Raw genomic sequence first — 21,586 nt, forward strand, 5'->3', positions numbered from 1 at the left:
GTTTAATAAATTTTTAACTTAAAATCCTGCAAGGTTTTGAAAACCTTGTAGGTTTATCTTGAGTAATTCTAATACCTACAAGGTCAAAATAAAACCTTGCAGGATATAAAAAAGAATTATTTATTGTTGAAATTAAAGTTGGTTAAATTTTGAATATTAATCGAACTCAAGTTTATAATTTTTTTACTATGTATAACATTTAAATTAAACCCGAAGCGAAGTCTTCGGTTATATCTGTTGCTAATAAGTTTGTAATTAAATGGAAATTATAGTCTTGCCATTAGATATTACCAGCAACACGAAGATCAAGAAGCCGTGTATCCTAATTTGGCTTATGCGTTTACTTCTATTGCGAATCATCGCTTAGACGAGCTTAAAAAAGAACAATTTCTGAACGCCAATGAGAATGAAGAATAACACAATAATCTAAAAAAAATTGTACTTTTCGGTTTCAGTTGTAATCCATGAAACGAATTGTTTTTTTATTTATCATTAGCACGCTTTGGTCCTGTGACTATTTTAATGTAAAAAAAACATCTGCTGATGCGATTTTAGAAGAAGAGCTCAAAACTTTTAATTGGAATGAGGTCGATGTATATCCCAGTTTTTCTGAGTGTGATTCTTTAACATCCAATATAGATAGGAAAGATTGCTTTCAACAGATTCTTACTCAAGGGATTTCCAATTATTTGCAACAGGAACATATTGTAGTAACTGAAGATATCAACGATACCATTTATTTAAAATTTCATATTTCAGAAACTGGCGACTTGTCCATTTTAAAGTCTCAAATGGACAGTTTGACCCGACAAGAGATTCCAAATATCGAAAATTTACTTTTGAAAAGTTTAGATGAACTGCCTAAAGCATTTCCTGCGGTAAAACGTGGGCAACAAGTTAAGACAGAGTTTCAATTACCACTGGTTATAAGTGTGCAATAATCAGCGTTTAAAGTGTCTTCCTTTCCAAGTGTAGCTAGTAAACATGGATGCCATAGCTACAAATACAATGAAAAAAGGATAGATTATAAATGCTATGATATAATCTTTTAAATTCTGTTTTTGATCAAAGAACGTTGCTGATTTATAAATTAAATAGAAATCAATATTAAATTTAATCAACAAAATATAGAGCAGGACCTTGGCTTTAAATAGGCCTAACGTAAATAGTAATAAAGTAGCTATAATCAAGGCATTCATAAGTAAAACGATGAGTCCAACTAATTTCCCGAAAAGATTATTGGAAGTAGTTGTTTTAGACGCCCAGCGAATACGTTGGGATAGTATATTTTTCCAAGTAGGTTCTGGCTTTGTAGTCACCATGGCCTGTTCAGATTTTAAATAATGTGTAGATTCAGGATGTAGCTTAGACATCTTTTCCAACAGAAAGATATCATCTCCGCTAGCCACATCATCATTACCATTAAAACCTTTTAGTTCTATAAATACAGATTTTTTATAAGCAAAATTAGCACCATTGCACATAAAGGGTTTATGTATGCCAAAACCACCTATCGTCACGCCTTGCAAACTCACCACATCCAAGATTTGAAAACGATCTATAAATCGTGAAGTCCCCATCAGTTTTACTGGTCCAATAACACATTTTGCATTTGTGTTTTGAATGCATTCATCATAACTATCTAGCCAGAATTTAGGCAACATACAGTCAGCATCGGTAGTTATAATCCACTCGTACTTTGAATGCTTAATAGCTGTAGTAATAGCGTCTTTTTTCGGAGAATTGCTATGACGTTGGTTATTAATAAGTGAAATATGAGGCGAAAGTGGTGTGTGATCTGCATTTAAAAACGTATTTATAATCGCAACGGAGTCATCTTCTGAGGCATCATCAACCAAAATAATCTCAAATAAGTGATTGGGATATTGCAACTTGCTTAAAGATAACAACAAGGCAGGTAGGTTTTTAGCTTCATTTCTAAAAGGGATAACGACTGAGAATTTAGTTTTGCTAGGGAGGTCTTGCAAGGTAAAGACAGGAATTTTGTCGAAACCATAAACGAAACTTCCAATAAGGATGACATATAACACGGATATAATAATGCTAGCTAATATCATGTTGATTCTAAGTTTACAGGTAGTTTGAATTTCAGCACATACATGCTTCCTAAAATACTGGGAAATACAAAATTAAACAGCCACATGATGGTGATTGCGCTTAATATCACGAGGTCACTTATGCCAATAAGCGTGAACAAGTAAAGCGCAACACTTCCTTTTATAATAACGTCTAAGACAAAAATTGATGGTAATATAGACGATAATAAATAGGTGGATGAAATCACAACCATAGCATCATAATAGTTGAGTTCTGCACCTAAAATATGTAAGATAAAGTAAAATTGAAATGAAAAAATAAGATACCTAAAAACAGACAAGCCAAAACCTGCGAATGTATTCTTATTTGGATAATTTGAAATAAAAGACCTGATTTTAATCAATGAATAGCCTCTGATCGAGAGTTTCTTAAATCGAAACTGGATGATTAAAAAACAAAGGATTCCGGAAATTATTAAAATTGCTTTTAGGAATTGAGAGTAATTAAACTGAAGTGGATTTTGAGAAATAAAAATGCTAAAACCAATCATTCCGAAAAGTAGGGTTACAGACATTTGCAACATATTACCTAATAAATTAATCAGTAGAATCCGGCTTCTATTAAAGCGATCGGAAAACATGGCTTTTGCTCCATATTCACCAATGCGGTTAGGCGTCAATAATGAAGCCGTTAAAGATCCTAATGTTTGTTCTGAGGCTTGCGGAAAGATCAGTTTTTTAATAGGGTCAACCAAAATTTGCCATTTTAGAATTTCGAAAAACCAGTTAAAAAAACTTAATATCAATAAAAAGATGATGTTTTTTACTGAAAAAGCATCATTTTTGATTGTAAAACTATAAAAATCAGTAAAACTTAAAAGATCATTATTTATAAGGCGGTCGTAAATAAAATAAAAAGCACCAACCAGCACACCTATTTTTAGAAGTACCAAAAAGAATTGTTTAGTTTTGTAGGATAGCTTGTTATACATAATCATTTGTGCAATTAACCAATAATAATTTATGATTCCTACTTTTAAAATTTATAAAAATGTTCTGTTTTCAATAATTCTAATGGTATCGGGAATAATATGTACTTATGCACAAAATGCCACGAGCAGCATTAAAGCCCAAGTGGCTTTAGGATTAAATAACCCTTCCAGAGATGGTTTTGTGTCTGGTTTTGAGGGGCAAACCTATAATTTTCCAACAGTTAATCTTGGTGTGCAGTACATGTTTTCTAGGACATTGGGAGCAAAACTGGACTATGGGTTTAGTAGAATCTCCAATCAGAAATTTGCTCAAGATTTTAAATTGAATTACTCTAGGGTGAACCTGCAACTGGTCTATGACGCATCACAAATTTTTAATTTTTTGCCTTCAAGATTTGGAACTTTCGCTCATGTAGGCCCTGGGTTTTCTATGATTAAGCCACTTGGGAATTTCACCCAAAATGATACATCTTTTTTAAATGCCATGGCTGGAATTGAATTTCATTACGGCATTTCAGATAAATTAACCCTGTATTTGGATACCGCATATATTCTTGGATTTAGTGACGGGTTTAGCCCGATTTCTGAAGGTTTCGGATCATTCAATGGAAACCTTTTAACCTTAACTGTTGGAGCGTCCATATCGCTAAGTGGTTGTTATTATTGTGAAAATGAATAAAGAACGTATTATTTTAGGGATTGATCCAGGCACTACCATTATGGGTTTTGGTCTTATCAAGGTCACAGGTAAAACCATGACCTTTATGCAATTAAATGAGTTGGATTTAAAAAAATATAAGGATCATTATTTAAAGCTCAAACTGATTTTTGAAAGAACTGTTGAATTAATAGACACCCATAACCCAGATGAAATTGCTATTGAAGCGCCGTTTTTTGGTAAAAACGTACAGAGTATGCTCAAGTTGGGTCGAGCACAAGGGGTTGCTATGGCCGCGGGTTTAAGTAGAGAAATTCCTATTACAGAATATTTACCCAAAAAAATTAAAATGGCCATTACGGGCAATGGAAACGCAAGTAAGGAACAAGTGGCTAAAATGCTTCAAAGTTTATTAGGTTTAAAAACACTTCCAAAAAATTTGGATGCTACTGATGGTCTGGCCGCAGCAGTTTGTCATTTTTATAATTCTGGTAAAATAACTGTGGGTAAAAGCTATTCAGGTTGGGATGCGTTTGTAAAGCAGAATAGCCCCCCAGCCCCCAAAGGGGGAGCAAAAACAACTACTATTGTGGATCTACGCAAAAAGAAAAATTAGTTGCAATTCTAATAAAATCATATTGACCAAAAAGAAACTCAAAAACAACAGTGACAGTTCCTCCCCTTTGGGGAGGTTGGGAGGGGCTGGTATCTACATCCACATTCCGTTTTGCAAGCAAGCGTGCTTTTATTGCGACTTTCATTTTTCAACCTCATTAAAGAAGAAGGATGTATTAATTCAATCGTTGGTAAAAGAGTTGGAACTTAGAAAAGATGAGCTTCAAAACGACATTATCGAAACCATTTATTTTGGTGGTGGTACACCATCATTGCTGTCAAAATCTGAATTAGAGCTAATAATACATTCAGTTTATAAAAATTATGAAGTCGCTCCTAATCCAGAAATTACTTTAGAAGCTAATCCCGATGATTTAACAAATGATGTCATACTATACTTGTCTAAAAGTCCAATTAACAGGTTGAGCATTGGGATACAGTCATTTGTTGAAGACGATTTAAAAAGTATGAATCGGGCACATAATGCTAAAGAAGCGAAGGCATGCTTGTCCATGGCAAGTCAGCATTTCAACAATATAACCATCGATTTAATTTATGGAATCCCAGATATGACTTTGGAGAAGTGGAATACTAATATCGAAACAGCTCTTAGTTATGGCGTAAATCATATCTCTAGCTATGCCTTGACAGTAGAACCTAAAACGGCCTTAGATACCTTTATTAAAACCGGGAAATATCCACCTCTAGATGAAGTCTTGGCACTGGCGCATTTTAATCATTTAGTAAAAAAGATGGAAGCTGCAGGTTTTGTGCATTATGAAATTTCAAACTTTGGGAAGCCTAATTACTTTTCAAAACATAATACCAGTTATTGGCAAGGGAAACCCTATTTGGGTATTGGTCCTTCAGCACATTCTTTTTATGGAAATAAACGAAGTTGGAATGTGTCCAATAATTCAAAATATATACATGCACTTCAGAATAACCAATTACCGAATGAATCTGAAATCTTATCAAAAAAAGACCAATTTAACGAATATATCATGACGGGGCTGCGCACCATTTGGGGTGTATCACTTGAAAAGATAGACACCAATTTCGGGGCAAGCTATTCGGAACATCTTTTGCATGAGGCAAATAAATACATTGTAAAAGAGTTGTTAAGTCTCGAAGATCATAAATTAATAGTCACAAATAAAGGTGAATTTTTGGTAGATGGAATGGCTTCAGAACTGTTTATGATTTAGTATATTTGAGTATGATAGCCATAATAAAAAAAGACTTAAGGTCTTATAAGATTGATTTTTCAGAACCTTTAGATATTTCAATGCCGCTTAGAGCATCCAAAAATAATGTCAACGCGTGGTATGTCAATGAACCAAAAATAGAACCCGAAAAAGATGGGGAGTGGGTGGCAAGTGTAAAAGAAGGCGCCAGTATTAATTTCAATAATATCTATTTTAATCCGCATGCTCATGGCACACATACCGAATGTGTTGGACATATTACTGAGGAAGTATATTCCATAAATGAATATTTGAAAAAATTCTTTTTTCATGCCGAAGTCATTACCGTGGCGCCAGAAAATTATTTGAAAGACAAGGTGATTTCCAGAAAACAATTAGAATCTGCTTTAGGTGGCAAAAGACGGGATGCTGTGGTTATTAGAACCATTCCTAATACGAAGGATAAATTATCTAGGCAATATTCGCATACGAATTGGAGCTATTTTCAAGAGGATGCCATGAATTATTTAGTAAATAAAGGGATTAAACATCTGCTTATAGATTTACCAAGTGTAGATAGAGAAAAAGATGGAGGCGAATTGTTGGCGCATAAAATTTTTTGGAATTATGGAGGCAATCTACGGAAAAATTGCACTATTACAGAGCTTATTTATGTACCCAATAAAGTAAAAGACGGCGCTTATTTTTTAAATTTACAAATAGCACCTTTTGAAAATGATGCATCACCAAGCAAACCAATTTTATATAAAATCATAGCATAAATGGAAGGATTTTTAGGACTTATAGTTGGTGTTTTAGCTAGTTTGGGTGTGATTACCTATCTTAAATCACTTAAAAGAAAGGAGCTAGTAAATGCACAATCTGTGGTGCTTTTAGAAAAGATTAAAACCGTTTGTAAATTTATTACGGTGGAAGGCGACTTTGCTGAAATATACCACTACGAAAATGTAAAAGAACTCTTTTTAAAACTGGTGGCAAGTCGAAAAAAGGCACTGGTTGTTATAAATGCAAAAGCTCATATAGGCTACGATTTGTCTAAAATTAGATTAAAAGCCGATACCGAAAGAAAGCAAGTTATTCTCGAAGATTTTCCCCAACCGGAGGTTTTATCTATTGAAACAAATTTGAATTATTACGACAAAAAAGAGGGCTATTTTAATCGGTTTGCTGCTCAAGATCTAACGGGTTTGCAGGCCGAAGCCAAAGCACATATAAAGGCAAAAATTCCAGAAAGTGGCTTATTGCAACTGGCACAAAAAGAGGCCTTAGAAAGTATTTTGCTTATAGAAACCATTGTGCAAACCATAGGATGGAAACTGGATTATTCGGCGTTGAAGATTGATGAAGAAAGTATTAAAGAAGTAAAAGAGAAATGATTGAAATATCTATTGATAAAGGAAAGCTTCAAAAAGATATTATTCATAATTTTTTAAAAACAGCCTATTGGGCGAAAGGAAGGACACTTAAAGAAGTGGAAAGGTCTATCAATCATAGCTTGTGTTTTGGAGTGTATTTAAACGGAGCACAAATTGGCTTTGCCAGGGTGGTAACCGATTACGTTGTATTTGCATATCTTATGGATGTATTTATTTTGCCAGAACATCAAGGCAATGGGTATTCCAAGGAATTAATGAAAGCCGTTAATGAAGAACCAAAACTTCAGTCCTGTAAAGTTTGGATGTTAAAAACATCTGATGCTCATAATCTGTATCAACAATATGGCTATACGACAATTAAGCATTCAGAAAAAATAATGGAACGCCTGTTATAATCTATTAAATCAAACCGTTCATTAATTTAAAAACATGAATATAGAGCAATACAGAGATTATTGTTTAAGTAAAAAGGGAGTGACTGAACACTTTCCTTTTGATAAGGACACTTTAGTCTTTAAAGTGTTGGAAAAAATGTTTGCTTTGGCGTCCTTAGAAAAATGGGAAGCTGGAAATGGTTTTATCAACTTAAAATGTGATCCAGATTATGCTTTGGAACTCCGAGAGACCTATAGCAGCATAAAACCTGGTTGGCACATGAATAAGCAGCAATGGAACAGTGTTTATATTCACGAAGGTGAATTAAAGCCACAATTTATTTTGGAACTTATAGATCATTCTTACGATATGGTGGTAAAAGGCATGACTAAAAAGTTAAGGGATAGCTTAATATAGAAAGGTTTATTGCTTTTAGACAATAAGATTAGTTTATTGTTGTACATTTATATTCTCCTAATTCATAACCATGAATTTAATAGCGCATAAAAGATTGTTCTAAATCTTAGTTTTTTTGTTGTCCCAAATCTTAAAGTAGTATTCATTTATTTAATTTAATAAACTTTAATTTTTGACAAATTATGAAAACAACCAACCAATTTTTTACAGCAATAGTGCTTACGCTTTTGCTATTTAGTACAACTATTGTTGCGCAAGACGACGCTCCCAAAATTCCAGAGTTCATTACTGTGACTACCAATCATTGGAATATGGATAAGAAAGATTTTAAAATGTCTGAATGGAAAGCTGCTGAAAAAGAATATTTAGAAAAAGTAACCATGAAAAATGAATTTATATTGGGGTCTTCTATGTATTTACATAATATGACGGCGGACAATAGCGAGTTTCTTTCAGTACAAACGTTTGCCACTTGGGAAGATATGGGCAAGTTTGGAGACAGGAATGCCGAGCTGGAAAAAGCCGCATGGCCAGATGAAGCAAAGAGAAAAGTATTCTTAAAAAATCTAAATTCGTATTATGCAAATGAGCATTCAGATGAAATTTATGCGCCTATACCAGGAGGCAAATTTATGGACGAAAGACCAACAAAGGATATGGTTTGCTACGTGAAAAAAAGTTATTTTGCATTTCCTGAAGACGGCACAAATGAAGAGTTTAAAAAATTAAGAATGGAAGGAAATGCTACTATTGTACAAAAAAATCAATACGTTAAAGCATATTATCCAAATGTACATGCTTGGGGCTCAGATAAAACAGAGTATATCGAAGCTTTTTATTTGGATTCATTGGCAGATTTAGATAAAATGTTTGATAGAGATGACGAATTAATGGAAGAAGCCTTTCCAGATAATGAAGCCAATAGAGCAAAAGGAAAAGCTTGGGCTAAATATTTTACAGGTGTTCATGGTGATTATGTATACACATATATACATGATCTTTCCAAATAAATTACTGTAATAATTAATAGAAAAGGACGCTCAATGTGTCCTTTTCTTGTTTTAAAGAAACATCCCTAAACACAGACTTGTGAACCCTGCTTTTTAAATGTATTATTGCAAAATTAAAATAACAGCCCATGAGCGTATTGCACACATTACAAGAACGAAGCAACAACACCTGCGAATTATGTACGTCAACCGAAGGTTTAAAACAATATACCATTCCGCCGTCATTAAATGAAAACGTGGCGAATGACGTATTGGTTTGTGGTAATTGCTATGATCAAATTGAAGGCAATACAGATATGGATTCAAATCATTGGCGATGTCTAAACGATAGCATGTGGAGTGAGCATATTCCAGTTCAGATTATGGCTTGGAGAATGCTTCAAAGGCTGCGTAACGAAGGTTGGCCTAAAGATTTACTGGACATGATGTATTTAGATGATGACGCATTAGCTTTAGCGCGCGCCACTGGCGAGCATGAGGAGGCTGCCAACAAAATAATCCATAGGGATGTTAATGGTGTCATTCTAGAAAATGGTGATTCGGTTGTTTTAATAAAAGACCTAAAAGTAAAAGGGACAAGCTTGGTTGCTAAACAAGGTACGGCTGTTAGAAATATTCGGTTAGATTATGAAAATGCAGAATATATTGAAGGTAAAGTTGGGCCGCAACAAATTGTGATTATCACCAAATACGTAAAGAAAACTTAAGGACTCTTTTTATATTGTCTCGGACTCATCTGTTTACTGGATCTAAACTGTCTGTTGAAATTGGATTTACTGAATTGAATCAGGCTAGCCTTTACCAGATTGTCAATACGGCTTTTCAAAAAACTCAAAATTTCATTAAACCGCTATAGACTTGGTTGCAGGCATCCGCTCCCAATTTCTATGATTCGCTATTGCCTTAATAAAATCCTGAACTTCACAGTTGATGAATATGGCCTTATCGTCATCCAAATAGTCATCAATTCGTGTATTTCTGAGGTATGTTTCTCCTTCGTTATCTGCTGCAATGGCCTTGCAATGTTTAAAAGTCTCTAAAACAAATTTCTCGAATTTGGCAACTTTAGTCATAGCATCTATAGATTTTTTTCCACCAGGAATATAAATAGCATCAAAAAGAACACTCTCGGTCGTATCAATAGAGGTATCTACTTTGTGATCTTTTTTATTATCGCACTTTACAGTGCCCCCATGAGATGCCACAAGTTTTACTACAGCATTTTTATTCTCTAGTGCTTTCCGAACCTTGTCAAAATCTTCAAAAGAAAAACCATCGGATACTAAAACAGCCACCTGTCGGGTTGCAATAGATTCAAATTTTGTATTGCTCTGACTTAATGCTGGTGATTCATCAAGATAATTTTTGGCTTTTGAAGGTTGGAAATCCTTTACCGTGGCGTCTGCTCCAATTGCTTGATTGATGGGATTATCAATGGTTTTAGGAATTTTCATTCCTAAATTATCAGCGACGCTCTTTGCCAAGTCATTGTTAATTTGTTTTATCAGCCAAAGCATTCTACTCTTTATATGGTCATGATTTACTTTTCCTAATTCGAACGAGTAAGCGTCGATAACATGTTGCTGTTCCCATTCTTGTAAACTTCTGTAAAACAATGCTGGTTGAGAAAAGTGGTCGCTAAAGCTTGTGCTTCGGGATCTTATTTTTTTGGCATCTATCCGCTCTTCATAACTATGGAAAGCCCCTTCAGAAATTTTTGCTAAATGCGGACAGCCGCCTCCTAATGTGTTAGGAAAATAAGCTGTTTGTCCTTTAGATATTTCTGTTTGCATGTGACCGTCTCTTTGGTTGTGATGCGATTGAGCCAACGGCTTATTGATTGGGATTTGATGAAAATTAGGACTCCCTAATCTTGATAATTGCGTATCTCTATAAGAGAATAATCGTCCTTGTAATAACGGATCGTTGCTAAAATCGATTCCAGGAATAATATTCCCAGGTAAAAACGCCACTTGCTCGGTTTCAGCAAAAAAGTTCTCTGGGTTTCTATTCAATGTCATTTTGCCAACAATTTGTACGGGCACCATTTCTTCTGGAATTAACTTGGTAGGATCCAAAATATCAAAATCATATTTATGTTCATCTTCCTCAGGAATTATTTGGAAGCCTAGTTCCCACTCTGGAAACTGTCCCATTTCGATAGCTTCCCATAAGTCACGACGATGGAAATCGGGATCGGCACCATTGATTCTAACAGCCTCATCCCATGTCACCGAATGGACTCCTAATACCGGTTTCCAATGAAATTTTACAAAGTGCGATTCCCCTTTTTTATTTATAAGTCTGTACGTATGGATTCCAAAACCTTCCATCATTCGAAGACTCCTTGGGATGGCGCGATCGCTCATTGCCCAAATATGGTTATGTAGAGTTTCCGTTGTTAAAGAAATAAAATCATAAAATGTATCATGGGCAGAAGCCGCCTGTGGAATTTCATTATTGGGTTCTGGTTTCACAGCATGAATTAAATCAGGAAACTTCATAGCATCTTGAATAAAGAATATGGGCATATTGTTTCCTACTAAATCCCAAGTACCTTCTTCATTATAGAACTTCACAGCAAAACCTCTCACATCACGCGCTAAGTCTGGAGAGCCTTTGGATCCAGCAACAGTTGAGAATCGTACAAATACAGGCGTCTTCCTTTTAGTATCAGTAAACAGTTCAGCTTTTGTGTATTTATCTTGCGACTCGTAAAGTTCAAAAAAACCATGGGCTCCACTTCCTCTAGCATGAACGATACGCTCTGGAATGCGCTCATGATCAAAACTTGTTATTTTTTCTCTAAGCAGAAAATCTTCCAATAAGGTTGAACCCCGCTCACCAGATTTCAAGGAATTATTAGTGTCGTTTACTTTAACACCTTGCCGTGAGGTAAGTGTTTGATCTTTTCCATCTACAATAAAATCATCTAGTTGATCTTGCTTTTTAGAATTGCCTTTTTTTTTGCTAGCCATAGTTTCCGAGGTTTATTTTTATGTACGGAAAATTAAGAAAGAGTAAAACGAATAAATAACTCGATACCACCAATTTTTGTCTCTATCATACCATTTATCATTGTAAACAGTAAAATTTTAAATTCGATCTTTCAATATTTAAAACCCTTTTAATCTTATTATTCTTACGAGTCAAAATTTCTATTATTTGCGATAGTTTCCGATATACTTGACCCTTAATTTTGTATGGAACAAAAGATGTAAGCAATAAGCATCAATCATTTTGCTGCATAGAAAAAGAATTTAATTATGGGAATATTTAATGAGAGTACAGAGAATAAGCTAAACGATTTATTAGAGAAAGCTTACGACGCTGAAAAGGGATTTGAAAAAGCGTGTGAAAATGTTGATAGCACACGTTTAAAAAGTTTTTTCAAAAGTAAAGCTGAGGAAAGAAGGGGTTTTAGATCTGAATTAAGAAACAGTCTCGTAGCTAACGGTATGCAAGTTGAGGAAAAAGATGGGAGTGTTGCTGGAAGGCTTCATAGAGTTTGGATGGATACTAAAGCACTATTTTCTACAGACAACGAAGAGTCTATGTTAGAGGAAGTTCGCAATGGTGAAAAAGCAGCCTTAGAAGATTATGATGATGTTCTAGAAAGTTGCACGGTTGATTCTTCAACAAAACAAGTTTTACAAAAACAGCGTAGTGCTATCCAAGCAAGCTGTAATAAAGCAGATTACCTAGAAGACATTCTATAACATCCTATAAAGCTCAAAGACTGTATTAAAAGTATTTGGGCTTTTTAATTAAGCACATTTAGATACAGTAAAATATTTTAACTACGAGAATTATTTTATGCTTCCCTCTACAATTATAAAAAAACATAGTAATACGATACAAAATCGAACGGAAAGCGCATCTGGCAAAAACGTCGATGTGAAACAGATTATGAATGCATTTGTTGTGGATGCCGACCATCCTTGTGTTATGGCCCAATCCATGATAAAACAGGACAAATTAGCCTATGATACCTACGAAGACTTTAATTCTGAAGACACAGCGAAAAACTTACTAAAGAATATTCACAAATATATCGAAGGCTACGATTTTAAGACGGATCGTTTCGAATCTTATGCGGCCGCATTTCCTCAAATTTCATTTGATAGTGAAACACATTTTGAAGATACCTTGTGGGAACTTCTAACTTTGATTAATAGATATGACGATAAACCGTGGGACCCTACCGTATCTAATGATCCAAGTAATGTCGATTTTAGTTTTAGCATAAAAGGCCACGCCTTTTATATAATTGGCTTGCACCCCAAAAGTTCCAGAAAAGCAAGACAAACCGAATTCCCTATTTTGGTATTTAATTTGCATTGGCAATTTGAACGTTTAAGAGAACACGGTCTTTATAATAATGTGAGAAATCATATTAGAAAAAGGGATAAAGTCTTTAGTGGTTCTGTCAATCCAGTTCTAAATGATTTTGGCAAAATGAGTGAGGCCATGCAATATTCAGGAAAGCATAATGATGCTAGTTGGAAATGTCCATTTAGCGTAAAACCATAATTAAATTATGATAGAAAAACATATCATTCAACCTCAAAAAGGTGCTGCTTTCGAAATCAAAAAAGGCAGCCTTCTTACCGTAATCGATCCAAAGGGAGGTCAAGTGAGCGACATGGTTTTGTTTAATAGTGAACATATAAAAGAGAAAATTTCTTCTGGAAAAACTATGGATTTTGAAGAATCCATTCTCATAACAAAAGACAACTACCTTTGGAGCAACCGATCGAATAAAATGATGCGCATACTGGCGGATACCAATGGTAGAAACGACTTTCTTTTAGCTCCATGCAGTCCTGAGACCTTTAAAATTATGTACGATTACGAGGGCTATCATCCTAGCTGTTTTGAGAATTTATATAAAAATCTAGAGCAGTTTAATATAGAGAAAGATGATATCCCAAATGCCTTTAATATATTTATGAATGTGGTTTTTGATAATCAAGGCAAATTATCAGTCTTGCCGCCAACAAGTGTGGCTGGAGACTATATTCAATTTGAAGCTTTACAGAATTTAATTGTAGGGCTAACTGCATGCTCCGCGGAGGACAGTAATGGCGGTACGTTTAAGCCTATTGAATTTTGTATTGACACGAAACCAGACGTTTAAATCCAGCTATTCAATATATCTTACTTAATACATTTTCATACAGCCATTTCAAAAGAGGGGATGAACAAACACAATTCTATTTGTATTGGACTTATGGTGTGTAAACTGGATTTAACACTTTTCTTTACAGTAAACGGTGAGAATACGCACCTAAGTCTTCGCTAATTAAAAAACTAGTTATATAAAATACCCGCAGACTGTAAAAATTGGTCTTGATGGAGATAAAATTAAAAAAATTGAAGGCCTAGATTTAAAAGAAGATACACTTATATGACATACTAAAAATGTATTTCTCTTTTCCTTTTATTTGGCAGGAGTTCGAATTTCTGATGTTTTGAGAATGCGATGTAGCGATGTCATTGGTGATAGAATCCATTATAAAATGAGTAAAAACGACAAAGTGGATTCTTTAAAAATACCATTAGTAATTAATCAAATTATTATAAAGTATTATAAAGAAGATAAAAAGTCAAGCTCTAATTACATTTTTCTTGAACTTAAAACCGTTTCACATAAGGGTTCTAAAGACATTTACTCAAGAATAAAATCTTCAATTAAAAGATTCAATTCAAACCTTAAAACGATTTCAGAATTAGCTGAAATAGATAAAAAAATCACTAATCACATAGCTAGACATAGCTTTGGAAATATTGCTGGCGGCAAAGTTTCACCCCAAATGCTTCAAAAATCATATAGGCATACTCATCTTAGCACTACCAGGATATCAAGGTAATTTTATTCCTAAAAATGCAGATAAAGTTTTAGAGGCAATAATTGATTTTCTAAATAGTCAATAGTTAAATTGAACACTAAAAAATCAATAAAATTATTTTCATTTTTCCTCGCATATTTATTGAGTTTCTAGCTGAAGAACTATTCCAAAAAAATTATTGTTTAGAACCTGAGTTCGACGTAAGAAAAGCAAGTTTTTAGGATAGAAAAAGCAGAATATTTAACATATTAAATCATTGGAATTCAATACATTAAAAATAATTCTGCTTATGATTTCTGTCTTGTTTTTGATCCCGCTCTAGCAAAACGTCAACTTTCCACAGGAAAAAAGAGAAGAAAACGTAAATTTAAGATGTCTACTAGTGAGATAGTACCCATAACTGTTCTGTTCCACTTAAGTGGCATAAGAACCTTTAAGCACTTCTATGTTAACTATGTTCGAAAAGAACTTCAAGAAGAGTTTCCAATCACAGTTTCTTATAATCGTTTTGTTGAGTTAATGCAGTCCAATTTGCTGCCATTAACGCTATATATGAAGACCTGTTGTTTAGGCGAGTGTACAGGGATATCTTTTATAGATTCTACACCAATACGTGCATGCAATAAAAAAAGAATAAAGAAAAATAAGGTATTTAAAGATATTGCGACCATTGGTAAATCTACCATGGGTTGGTTTTATGGATTTAAGCTCAATATCATTATAAACGATAAAGGGGAACTGCTTGATTTTATTATTACTCAGGCTAATGTTGATGACAGAACTCCTCTGAAACAAGATAACTTCTTAAAGAATATATTCGGTAATTTATATGCTGATAAAGGCTATATATCCAAGCAACTCTCAGCATTATTGTTCGATCAAGGGTTGCATCTGATAACGGGCATTAGAAACAACATGAAAAATGTAATGATGACTATGAGAGATAAAATATTGCTTAGAAAACGATCCGTTATAGAGACTATAAATGACCAGCTGAAAAACATAACCCAGGCTGAACATTCTAGACATAGAAGTTTTGGCAATTTTATTACTAATTTGGTCGCTAGCCTTATAGCTTATTCGTTTCAAGAAAAGAAACCAAGCATTAAATTTGAAACAGAAAATACAGCGCAGTTAGCTCTTTTTTTACTAAATCCTTATGTCGAACTCAGGTTTAGAGTAAATCTATCCAGTTTTTATAGGCAACAGCAGATCGATTATAGCCGAATAGCTTTTATTCCCAATATTAACGAAGATCTATTCAAATTCTGACCGTGCTGAAATATACTCTCGAATAACTAAACTCATATAGTAATTCAGGATTATAATTATAAAATAAAGATGCACTTAAAGTGTGTATATAGATACATACAGTTTCATTGATGTTAATTATAATAAGCTACTATTAATACCTCATTATTAATTTATAAAGTACCAATATCATACAGATATGCTGTTCAATTAGCATAAGTGGTCTTAAATATGCTTAAATTCATTAGAATTAAACAATCATAAATGATATTTCTAGTTATTACTAGAACAGAAACCTGACAAAGAACCTTAAGGTAATGGCATGATCCGTCCTGGAAAAACATCAAAATTATTGATTGATAAAATAGTTATTAATTGACTTTCATTTTAAGGTTTTCAATCACAAAACCCCCTAAATTTCTACCCTGTCTTAGACCAACTTCAACTGCTTCTCTGTAATGAATACCTCCATACATTCTACTTATAGCAGCTTCATCAGCAGCTTTATTAAATGATTCAAAACTTCTTATAGGTAATCCATACTTCACTTCAGTATCATCATCAAAAGCAAAATTATCACCAAAAATTGAAGTTAATATTATTGCTGCAGCACCAGAAACTACAGAGTGCCCACTCGTATATTCAGGAAAAGGCGGCGTTTGTAGAATAGGTTTCCAGTTTTCATCAAAATGTTTATTGATTAATGTTTCTGGTCTCACTAAATTAGATCGGTATTTTTCATCCCAACAACTTATAAAAGCATCAGCAATAGCAATAGAAGTTTTAGTATAAGTAAAAATGGTATCTTCAAAACTTGAGTTAGACTCGTTACATGCAATCTTGCAAATACCAATCCAATGTGCTCCTGGAGTAATCTTTTTTACCGCAAACATTAAATGTCCTCTAGTTACAGAAACATAAGGGTTACAATCCCAAAATTGGGCAATTTCTACTTCTTCTGAAGCATCACCATTTTCTGTAATGGCATTACTTATATCATAAACTTCTTTTAATTCTTTGTAAAATAAAGAGCTTTTATCCATCGAAAATTCAGGTGGTGGAATAGGTTTAAACTGAGCTGAATAATCAATAACAAATGGTCTTAATTTATTCCAATGTGGCTCAATACCATCCATAAAAGCAGGTGGTGTTTTTTGCCATCGCGCAGGATTTTTTTGATTAACAACATATTGAGGCATTGTACGTGTTTCAGTATAATTATCTGTATTTTTCCATGTATTAATATGGTCAGCCACTTGCATCGCATAATTTTTTGAAGCCTCAAATTCCTTCTTGTTTTTTGACGACCATAACGTGTACAAACTGTCGCTGTAATTTTGCATTATATTTTTAGAATATACCAAAGTTTTACTGACTTCCAAATGAGCGATTAACGCTGCTAAATTATAATTCACTAATTCGCTATCTACTTTCGGAATAGATTTTAAATCTGTTATTTGACCTTGCAATGAGTTATAATTTGAATTGTTTTGAGCCATAATTTCATAGGCTGCAATATTAGGATACACAAAAATTCTGCTGGCAACTGGAGGTGAAAAGATATCGTTTACCATAATACCTACAACTTTATCTATGGCGCTATGAAGATCTTTAGGAGTTACATTAATAGGTTCTCTTTCTGCCTTACATCCCAAAAATAAGCACATAAACATAGAAAAAATTATAGCCTTTTTCATGAAATCTTGAATCATCAATTTATCTTAATAAAATGCCAAATTAAACAAAAACACACAAAAATATAAGTTCATTCATAAATTATTATTTAGTATGTATGTACATACCAAAAATTACTTATCTTAAACCCTCTAAAAGGCAATAGATTTGAAACATATAATTCATCGGAATTTCTTTCTGTTTTCAAGAATTTACATGGTTTCTTGTCAAATAGAAAATAAAGAAATAGAAGGAAGACCCAACATCCTTTTCATCATGTTAAACGAGCATTCATAGCAAACAAGGGGAATTTATGGTGGTATTCTCCATAATTATGTTCAAAATGAAAACAGAATTAATAAAACAACATGAACAATTAAGAAATACCAATGATGCTTTTCTTGAAATCAGAGAATTACTAATAAAATGAAATTACTAATAAAATACTTCTTATTAATTGCAATTATATCTCCAATTGTAACTTTCGGTCAGATAGAATTACCAAAAATATTTACTTCAAATATGGTATTGCCTCGCGATAAAGCCATTCCTATTAAAGGCAAAGCACAGCCCAATGAAACTCTTAAAATTACTATAAAAGATCAGGTGCACAAATTAAAAACTGATAAAAAAGGTGATTTTAACGTTGTTCTGAATCCTATGTCCTATGGAGGGCCGTTTACACTGTCCTTCAAAGGAAAAGAAAATAAGGTATTGGATAATATTTTGATTGGAGATTTGTGGTTATGTGCAGGTCAATCTAATATGCAGTATTCTATTAAAATGATAAATTATACCGAAAAGGACACGGCAAAAATGAAGTACCCAAAACTACGTTTGGGAGCTGTTGGCATTGGCACAGACTATTTGCCTAAAGATGATGTAAGTGTTGTGTATTGGTTAGAGGGCACTATAGAAAACGCTCAGAATTTCAGTGCAACAGGTTGGTTTTTCGGAAGGCATTTAGTCGAAAATCAAGATGTTCCTATTGGTTTGGTGAGCAGTAATTTAGGTGCCACCACTATTGAAACTTGGATGAGTTTAGGTGCGTTAAAACAGTTTTCGCAGTTTGATGAAGTTACCAACGATATTTCAAAAACAAATAAAAACTTTGAAACTATTAACAAAGAATTAGAGGTATTCAGAAAAGAATGGGATAAAAAACATTACCTAAAAGGAATTGGTTTAGATGAAAAATGGCACGCTGATAATTATGATGATTCCAATTGGAAAACTGTAAATATACCTGCGTTTTTTGAAGATTTTGGTTACAAAAATCATGATGGTAGTTTTTGGTTTCGAAGAACTTTCGATTTAAAAAAGGAACAATTTAAAAAAGATTTTACTTTAGGTTTATCTCAAATTGATGATTACGATATCACATGGGTAAATGGACAGAAAGTAGGCGAAACTTTTGGGAATATGAATTTTAGAAATTATGTAGTTCCAAAAGGTATTTTAAGAGAAAAAAGAAACACAATAGCGGTTCGTGTGTTTGATGTTGAAGGAAAAGGAGGCATGCATACCAATGCATTTTGGGGAAATAACATTAGAAATGGTGAGTGGAAATATAAAAAAGGACGAACTATTGATACATCAAAATTTCCAACGCCAAAAGTGGTAAATGGTAGTTTGTTTTCATACCCGACGCTGCTGTATAACGGTAGCATTGCACCGCTTCATGATTTACCAATTAAAGGTGTTATTTGGTATCAAGGTGAAGCTAATGAAAATCGCGCTGTGGAATACGAACAACTTTTAAAAACTATGATTACCGATTGGCGCACAAAATGGAACAATCCAAATATGCCTTTTTACATTGTGCAGTTGGCGAATTACAAACAAGAAGATACGCTACCAACAGATAGTAAATGGGCAGAAATAAGAGAAAGTCAAACCAATGCTGCAAAAATGGAACATGTTGATGTAATTACAACCATTGATATTGGTGCTGCAAACGATATACATCCAACCAACAAAATGGATGTTGGTAAACGATTGGGGCAATTAGTAATGTACGATAATTACAATGGTAAACTTTTAAGAAGCCCTTCTTATAAAAGTCATATTTCAGAAGCTGATAAAATTATTATTAAGATGAATACCTTTGGCAGTCAACTAAAAAGCTTGGATAAACATGGCTATTTGCGTGGTTTTGCCATTGCTGGTGAAGACGGTGTTTTTGAATGGGCTAAAGCTTATTTGAAAGAAAACAACGAAGTCATTGTGTTTTCAAAAAACATTAAAAATCCAAAATATGTACGCTATGCATGGTCGGATAATCCAGGGGACTTAGACTTAGTAAACACAGAAAAATTACCGGCGCTTCCATTTAGAACAGATACATTCAAATTAAGTACAGCAGACGCAAAATATTTTTTCAGTCCATATAGATTTTAAAAACTATCACTATGAAATTAATCAGATACGGAGAAAAAGGTTCAGAAAAACCAGGAATAGAAATACATGATAATCGTTACGATTGCTCGCAATATTTTGAAGATTGGAATCATAATTTCTTTCAAAATAATGGTCTTTCAAAACTAAAAGAAATCGTTTCAAAAAATCAGCAATCACTTCCTAAAATAAATAATTCTATCCGACTTGGAAGTCCTATTGCAAGACCAGGAATGATTATGTGTATTGGTTTAAATTATTCGGATCATGTAAAAGAATCTGGTATGGAAACACCCAAAGAACCTGTACTTTTTATGAAAGCTACAAATACGCTTTCTGGACCAAATGATGATATTTTTATTCCTCCAAAAAGCACCAAAACCGATTGGGAAGTCGAGTTAGGAATTGTTATTAATAAAGATTGTTATATGTTGAACAATGAAGCAGAAGGCGAACAGCATATTGCTGGTTATACTTTGGTTCATGATGTGTCTGAACGCGAATTTCAATTAGAAAAAGAAGGGCAATGGGTTAAAGGAAAATCTTGCCCTGGGTTTTCTCCAGTTGGACCTTATTTAGTACTAAAAGAAGATATTAATGATATATTGAATTTAGGCATGACACTTTCTGTAAATGGTAAATCTATGCAAAATGGAAACACCAAACACATGATTTTCAAACCTGATTATATTGTATATTATCTCTCTCAATTCATGCAACTAGAAGCTGGTGATTTAATTTCGACGGGAACACCTCCTGGTGTTGGGTTAGGATTTAATCCATCTATTTACTTAAAACGAGGAGACGAAGTGGTTTTATCCATTGAAGGATTAGGAACTCAACAGCAAAAGTTCGTTTCATATGATTGATTTAACTAATAAAGTAGCTATAGTAACTGGAGGAGGGAAGGGTATTGGCGAAAGTGTTTGTCATGTTTTAGCAAAACAAGGTGCCACCGTTCATGTTTTAGATATAGATAAAGAAAACGGAAAACGTGTTGCAAAAACGATTCAACAAAATAAAGCAAACGCCTTTTTTCATCATTGTGATCTAACCAATCATGAAAAAGTTGGCGAACTATTTCAAAGTATATTCAACCGATCAAAAAGTCTTGATATCCTTATTAATAATGCTGGTGTTGCTCATATTGGGAATGTTGAAAATACAACGCCACAAGACATGGATAAAATCTACAACGTTAACGTAAAAAGCGTATACAGTTGTTTGCACTTTGCTATTCCATTATTAAAAAAGTCTGGCGGTGGCTCCATTGTGAATATGGCTTCGGTAGCTTCATTGGTTGGTTTAGCAGATCGTTTTGCGTATACCGCAAGTAAAGGCGCTGTGTATTCTTTAACTTTTTCTATAGCAAAAGATTATGTTGCTTATAACATTCGCTGTAATGCTGTTGGCCCTGGTCGTGTACACACGCCATTTGTAGATAACTATTTGAATCAAAACTATCCTGGTAAGGAAACTGAAATGTTTGAAAAGCTATCTAAAACCCAACCGATTGGCAGAATGGGAAAACCTAATGAAATAGCTAGTTTAATTGCCTATTTATGCTCAGATGAAGCCGCTTTTGTTACAGGTAGCTTCTACCCAATTGATGGAGGTTTTTTAACATTAAATACTTAATTCTGATTGTTATTGAATAAGATTCAAAATAACAAAAAAGTATCAATCAGTCTTGATTATGGATTC

21 protein-coding genes and 1 pseudogene are annotated in these 21,586 nt (G+C 33.7%); 18 read left to right on the forward strand and 4 right to left on the reverse strand.

The window, feature by feature from the left end:
- Positions 1-464: 464 nt before the first annotated feature.
- Positions 465-941, forward strand: coding sequence for a hypothetical protein (locus FAF07_RS10500; protein WP_142785067.1), 477 nt, complete (start codon positions 465-467; stop codon positions 939-941).
- Here the strand turns inward: FAF07_RS10500 and FAF07_RS10505 are convergent, their stop codons facing one another.
- Positions 942-2,078, reverse strand: coding sequence for a glycosyltransferase family 2 protein (locus FAF07_RS10505; protein ID WP_142785068.1), 1,137 nt, complete (start codon positions 2,076-2,078; stop codon positions 942-944).
- Positions 2,075-3,010 carry a lysylphosphatidylglycerol synthase domain-containing protein gene (locus FAF07_RS10510; RefSeq protein ID WP_246067686.1) on the reverse strand — a complete coding sequence of 312 codons (936 nt, stop codon included), beginning with the start codon at positions 3,008-3,010 and terminating at the stop codon, positions 2,075-2,077. The genes FAF07_RS10505 and FAF07_RS10510 overlap by 4 nt, the downstream gene beginning before the upstream one ends.
- 70 nt (positions 3,011-3,080) lie before the next feature.
- On the opposite strand from FAF07_RS10510, the gene FAF07_RS10515 reads away from it, so the two are divergent.
- From FAF07_RS10515 to FAF07_RS10555, 9 genes are all read left to right on the forward strand, one after another.
- Positions 3,081-3,728: an outer membrane beta-barrel protein gene (locus FAF07_RS10515; protein WP_185956423.1), complete on the forward strand. Its 648-nt coding sequence runs from the start codon at positions 3,081-3,083 to the stop codon at positions 3,726-3,728.
- On the forward strand, positions 3,721-4,323 hold the full coding sequence (ruvC, locus tag FAF07_RS10520) for a crossover junction endodeoxyribonuclease RuvC (protein WP_246067687.1): 603 nt from the start codon (positions 3,721-3,723) through the stop codon (positions 4,321-4,323). The genes FAF07_RS10515 and ruvC overlap by 8 nt, the downstream gene beginning before the upstream one ends.
- Before the next feature lie 76 nt (positions 4,324-4,399).
- The gene (gene hemW, locus FAF07_RS10525; protein ID WP_394344975.1) at positions 4,400-5,530 is read left to right on the forward strand and encodes a radical SAM family heme chaperone HemW; all 1,131 of its coding nucleotides are present in this window, start codon (positions 4,400-4,402) and stop codon (positions 5,528-5,530) included.
- An 11-nt stretch (positions 5,531-5,541) separates the two neighbouring features.
- Positions 5,542-6,291 carry a cyclase family protein gene (locus tag FAF07_RS10530; protein WP_142785070.1) on the forward strand — a complete coding sequence of 250 codons (750 nt, stop codon included), beginning with the start codon at positions 5,542-5,544 and terminating at the stop codon, positions 6,289-6,291.
- Positions 6,292-6,906, forward strand: a complete 615-nt coding sequence (locus tag FAF07_RS10535) for a DUF4230 domain-containing protein (protein WP_142785071.1) — start codon at positions 6,292-6,294, stop codon at positions 6,904-6,906.
- Entirely contained in the window at positions 6,903-7,301 is a 399-nt protein-coding gene (locus tag FAF07_RS10540) for a GNAT family N-acetyltransferase (RefSeq protein ID WP_142785072.1), read from the forward strand. Before FAF07_RS10535 ends, FAF07_RS10540 begins: the two co-directional genes overlap by 4 nt.
- Positions 7,302-7,335: 34 nt before the next feature.
- Complete coding sequence (locus tag FAF07_RS10545; protein ID WP_142785073.1) at positions 7,336-7,698, forward strand: MmcQ/YjbR family DNA-binding protein; 363 nt, start codon at positions 7,336-7,338, stop codon at positions 7,696-7,698.
- Between the two features lie 182 nt (positions 7,699-7,880).
- Positions 7,881-8,708: a hypothetical protein gene (locus FAF07_RS10550; RefSeq protein WP_142785074.1), complete on the forward strand. Its 828-nt coding sequence runs from the start codon at positions 7,881-7,883 to the stop codon at positions 8,706-8,708.
- Positions 8,709-8,836: 128 nt separating this feature from the next.
- A complete protein-coding gene (locus FAF07_RS10555; RefSeq protein ID WP_142785075.1) occupies positions 8,837-9,415 on the forward strand; it encodes a PhnA domain-containing protein in 579 nt (192 codons plus the stop codon).
- Positions 9,416-9,550: 135 nt separating this feature from the next.
- Here the strand turns inward: FAF07_RS10555 and FAF07_RS10560 are convergent, their stop codons facing one another.
- Positions 9,551-11,686, reverse strand: coding sequence for a catalase (locus tag FAF07_RS10560; RefSeq protein WP_142785076.1), 2,136 nt, complete (start codon positions 11,684-11,686; stop codon positions 9,551-9,553).
- A 288-nt stretch (positions 11,687-11,974) separates the two neighbouring features.
- Here FAF07_RS10560 and FAF07_RS10565 point away from each other — a divergent pair, with 288 nt between their 5' ends.
- The 5 genes and pseudogenes from FAF07_RS10565 to FAF07_RS10585 form a co-directional block, all read left to right on the forward strand.
- Positions 11,975-12,427 carry a ferritin-like domain-containing protein gene (locus tag FAF07_RS10565; protein ID WP_142785077.1) on the forward strand — a complete coding sequence of 151 codons (453 nt, stop codon included), beginning with the start codon at positions 11,975-11,977 and terminating at the stop codon, positions 12,425-12,427.
- Between the two features lie 97 nt (positions 12,428-12,524).
- Positions 12,525-13,241, forward strand: a complete 717-nt coding sequence (gene gntA, locus FAF07_RS10570) for a guanitoxin biosynthesis heme-dependent pre-guanitoxin N-hydroxylase GntA (RefSeq protein WP_142785078.1) — start codon at positions 12,525-12,527, stop codon at positions 13,239-13,241.
- Between the two features lie 7 nt (positions 13,242-13,248).
- The gene (locus FAF07_RS10575) at positions 13,249-13,848 is read left to right on the forward strand and encodes a DUF1989 domain-containing protein (RefSeq protein WP_142785079.1); all 600 of its coding nucleotides are present in this window, start codon (positions 13,249-13,251) and stop codon (positions 13,846-13,848) included.
- Positions 13,849-14,188: 340 nt separating this feature from the next.
- Positions 14,189-14,581, forward strand: a complete 393-nt coding sequence (locus FAF07_RS10580) for a tyrosine-type recombinase/integrase (protein WP_246067822.1) — start codon at positions 14,189-14,191, stop codon at positions 14,579-14,581.
- Positions 14,582-14,830: 249 nt separating this feature from the next.
- Positions 14,831-15,685: pseudogene (locus FAF07_RS10585) on the forward strand (IS982 family transposase); the annotation flags it as partial.
- A 497-nt stretch (positions 15,686-16,182) separates the two neighbouring features.
- On the opposite strand, the gene FAF07_RS10590 reads toward FAF07_RS10585, so the two are convergent.
- Complete coding sequence (locus FAF07_RS10590) at positions 16,183-17,508, reverse strand: vanadium-dependent haloperoxidase (protein ID WP_142785081.1); 1,326 nt, start codon at positions 17,506-17,508, stop codon at positions 16,183-16,185.
- Positions 17,509-17,911: 403 nt separating this feature from the next.
- Here FAF07_RS10590 and FAF07_RS10595 point away from each other — a divergent pair, with 403 nt between their 5' ends.
- From FAF07_RS10595 to FAF07_RS10605, 3 genes are read left to right on the forward strand one after another with little or no spacing between them, the layout of a single operon-like run.
- Complete coding sequence (locus tag FAF07_RS10595) at positions 17,912-19,885, forward strand: sialate O-acetylesterase (RefSeq protein ID WP_142785082.1); 1,974 nt, start codon at positions 17,912-17,914, stop codon at positions 19,883-19,885.
- Between the two features lie 11 nt (positions 19,886-19,896).
- Positions 19,897-20,751, forward strand: coding sequence for a fumarylacetoacetate hydrolase family protein (locus tag FAF07_RS10600; RefSeq protein ID WP_142785083.1), 855 nt, complete (start codon positions 19,897-19,899; stop codon positions 20,749-20,751).
- Positions 20,744-21,520: an SDR family NAD(P)-dependent oxidoreductase gene (locus tag FAF07_RS10605; RefSeq protein ID WP_142785084.1), complete on the forward strand. Its 777-nt coding sequence runs from the start codon at positions 20,744-20,746 to the stop codon at positions 21,518-21,520. The genes FAF07_RS10600 and FAF07_RS10605 overlap by 8 nt, the downstream gene beginning before the upstream one ends.
- Positions 21,521-21,586 lie beyond the last annotated feature (66 nt).

The sequence above is a fragment of the Changchengzhania lutea genome, assembly GCF_006974145.1.
Lineage (GTDB): Bacteria > Bacteroidota > Bacteroidia > Flavobacteriales > Flavobacteriaceae > Changchengzhania > Changchengzhania lutea.

Bases quoted from the DNA above. Each gene is read 5' to 3' on its own strand.
- FAF07_RS10500 (WP_142785067.1), top strand. From the start codon at position 465: ATGAAACGAATTGTTTTTTTATTTATCATTAGCACGCTTTGGTCCTGT.
- FAF07_RS10505 (WP_142785068.1), bottom strand. From the start codon at position 2,078: ATGATATTAGCTAGCATTATTATATCCGTGTTATATGTCATCCTTATT.
- FAF07_RS10515 (WP_185956423.1), top strand. From the start codon at position 3,081: ATGATTCCTACTTTTAAAATTTATAAAAATGTTCTGTTTTCAATAATT.
- ruvC (WP_246067687.1), top strand. From the start codon at position 3,721: ATGAATAAAGAACGTATTATTTTAGGGATTGATCCAGGCACTACCATT.
- FAF07_RS10530 (WP_142785070.1), top strand. From the start codon at position 5,542: ATGATAGCCATAATAAAAAAAGACTTAAGGTCTTATAAGATTGATTTT.
- FAF07_RS10535 (WP_142785071.1), top strand. From the start codon at position 6,292: ATGGAAGGATTTTTAGGACTTATAGTTGGTGTTTTAGCTAGTTTGGGT.
- FAF07_RS10540 (WP_142785072.1), top strand. From the start codon at position 6,903: ATGATTGAAATATCTATTGATAAAGGAAAGCTTCAAAAAGATATTATT.
- FAF07_RS10545 (WP_142785073.1), top strand. From the start codon at position 7,336: ATGAATATAGAGCAATACAGAGATTATTGTTTAAGTAAAAAGGGAGTG.
- FAF07_RS10550 (WP_142785074.1), top strand. From the start codon at position 7,881: ATGAAAACAACCAACCAATTTTTTACAGCAATAGTGCTTACGCTTTTG.
- FAF07_RS10555 (WP_142785075.1), top strand. From the start codon at position 8,837: ATGAGCGTATTGCACACATTACAAGAACGAAGCAACAACACCTGCGAA.
- FAF07_RS10560 (WP_142785076.1), bottom strand. From the start codon at position 11,686: ATGGCTAGCAAAAAAAAAGGCAATTCTAAAAAGCAAGATCAACTAGAT.
- FAF07_RS10565 (WP_142785077.1), top strand. From the start codon at position 11,975: ATGGGAATATTTAATGAGAGTACAGAGAATAAGCTAAACGATTTATTA.
- gntA (WP_142785078.1), top strand. From the start codon at position 12,525: ATGCTTCCCTCTACAATTATAAAAAAACATAGTAATACGATACAAAAT.
- FAF07_RS10575 (WP_142785079.1), top strand. From the start codon at position 13,249: ATGATAGAAAAACATATCATTCAACCTCAAAAAGGTGCTGCTTTCGAA.
- FAF07_RS10580 (WP_246067822.1), top strand. From the start codon at position 14,189: ATGCGATGTAGCGATGTCATTGGTGATAGAATCCATTATAAAATGAGT.
- FAF07_RS10590 (WP_142785081.1), bottom strand. From the start codon at position 17,508: ATGAAAAAGGCTATAATTTTTTCTATGTTTATGTGCTTATTTTTGGGA.
- FAF07_RS10595 (WP_142785082.1), top strand. From the start codon at position 17,912: ATGAAATTACTAATAAAATACTTCTTATTAATTGCAATTATATCTCCA.
- FAF07_RS10600 (WP_142785083.1), top strand. From the start codon at position 19,897: ATGAAATTAATCAGATACGGAGAAAAAGGTTCAGAAAAACCAGGAATA.
- FAF07_RS10605 (WP_142785084.1), top strand. From the start codon at position 20,744: ATGATTGATTTAACTAATAAAGTAGCTATAGTAACTGGAGGAGGGAAG.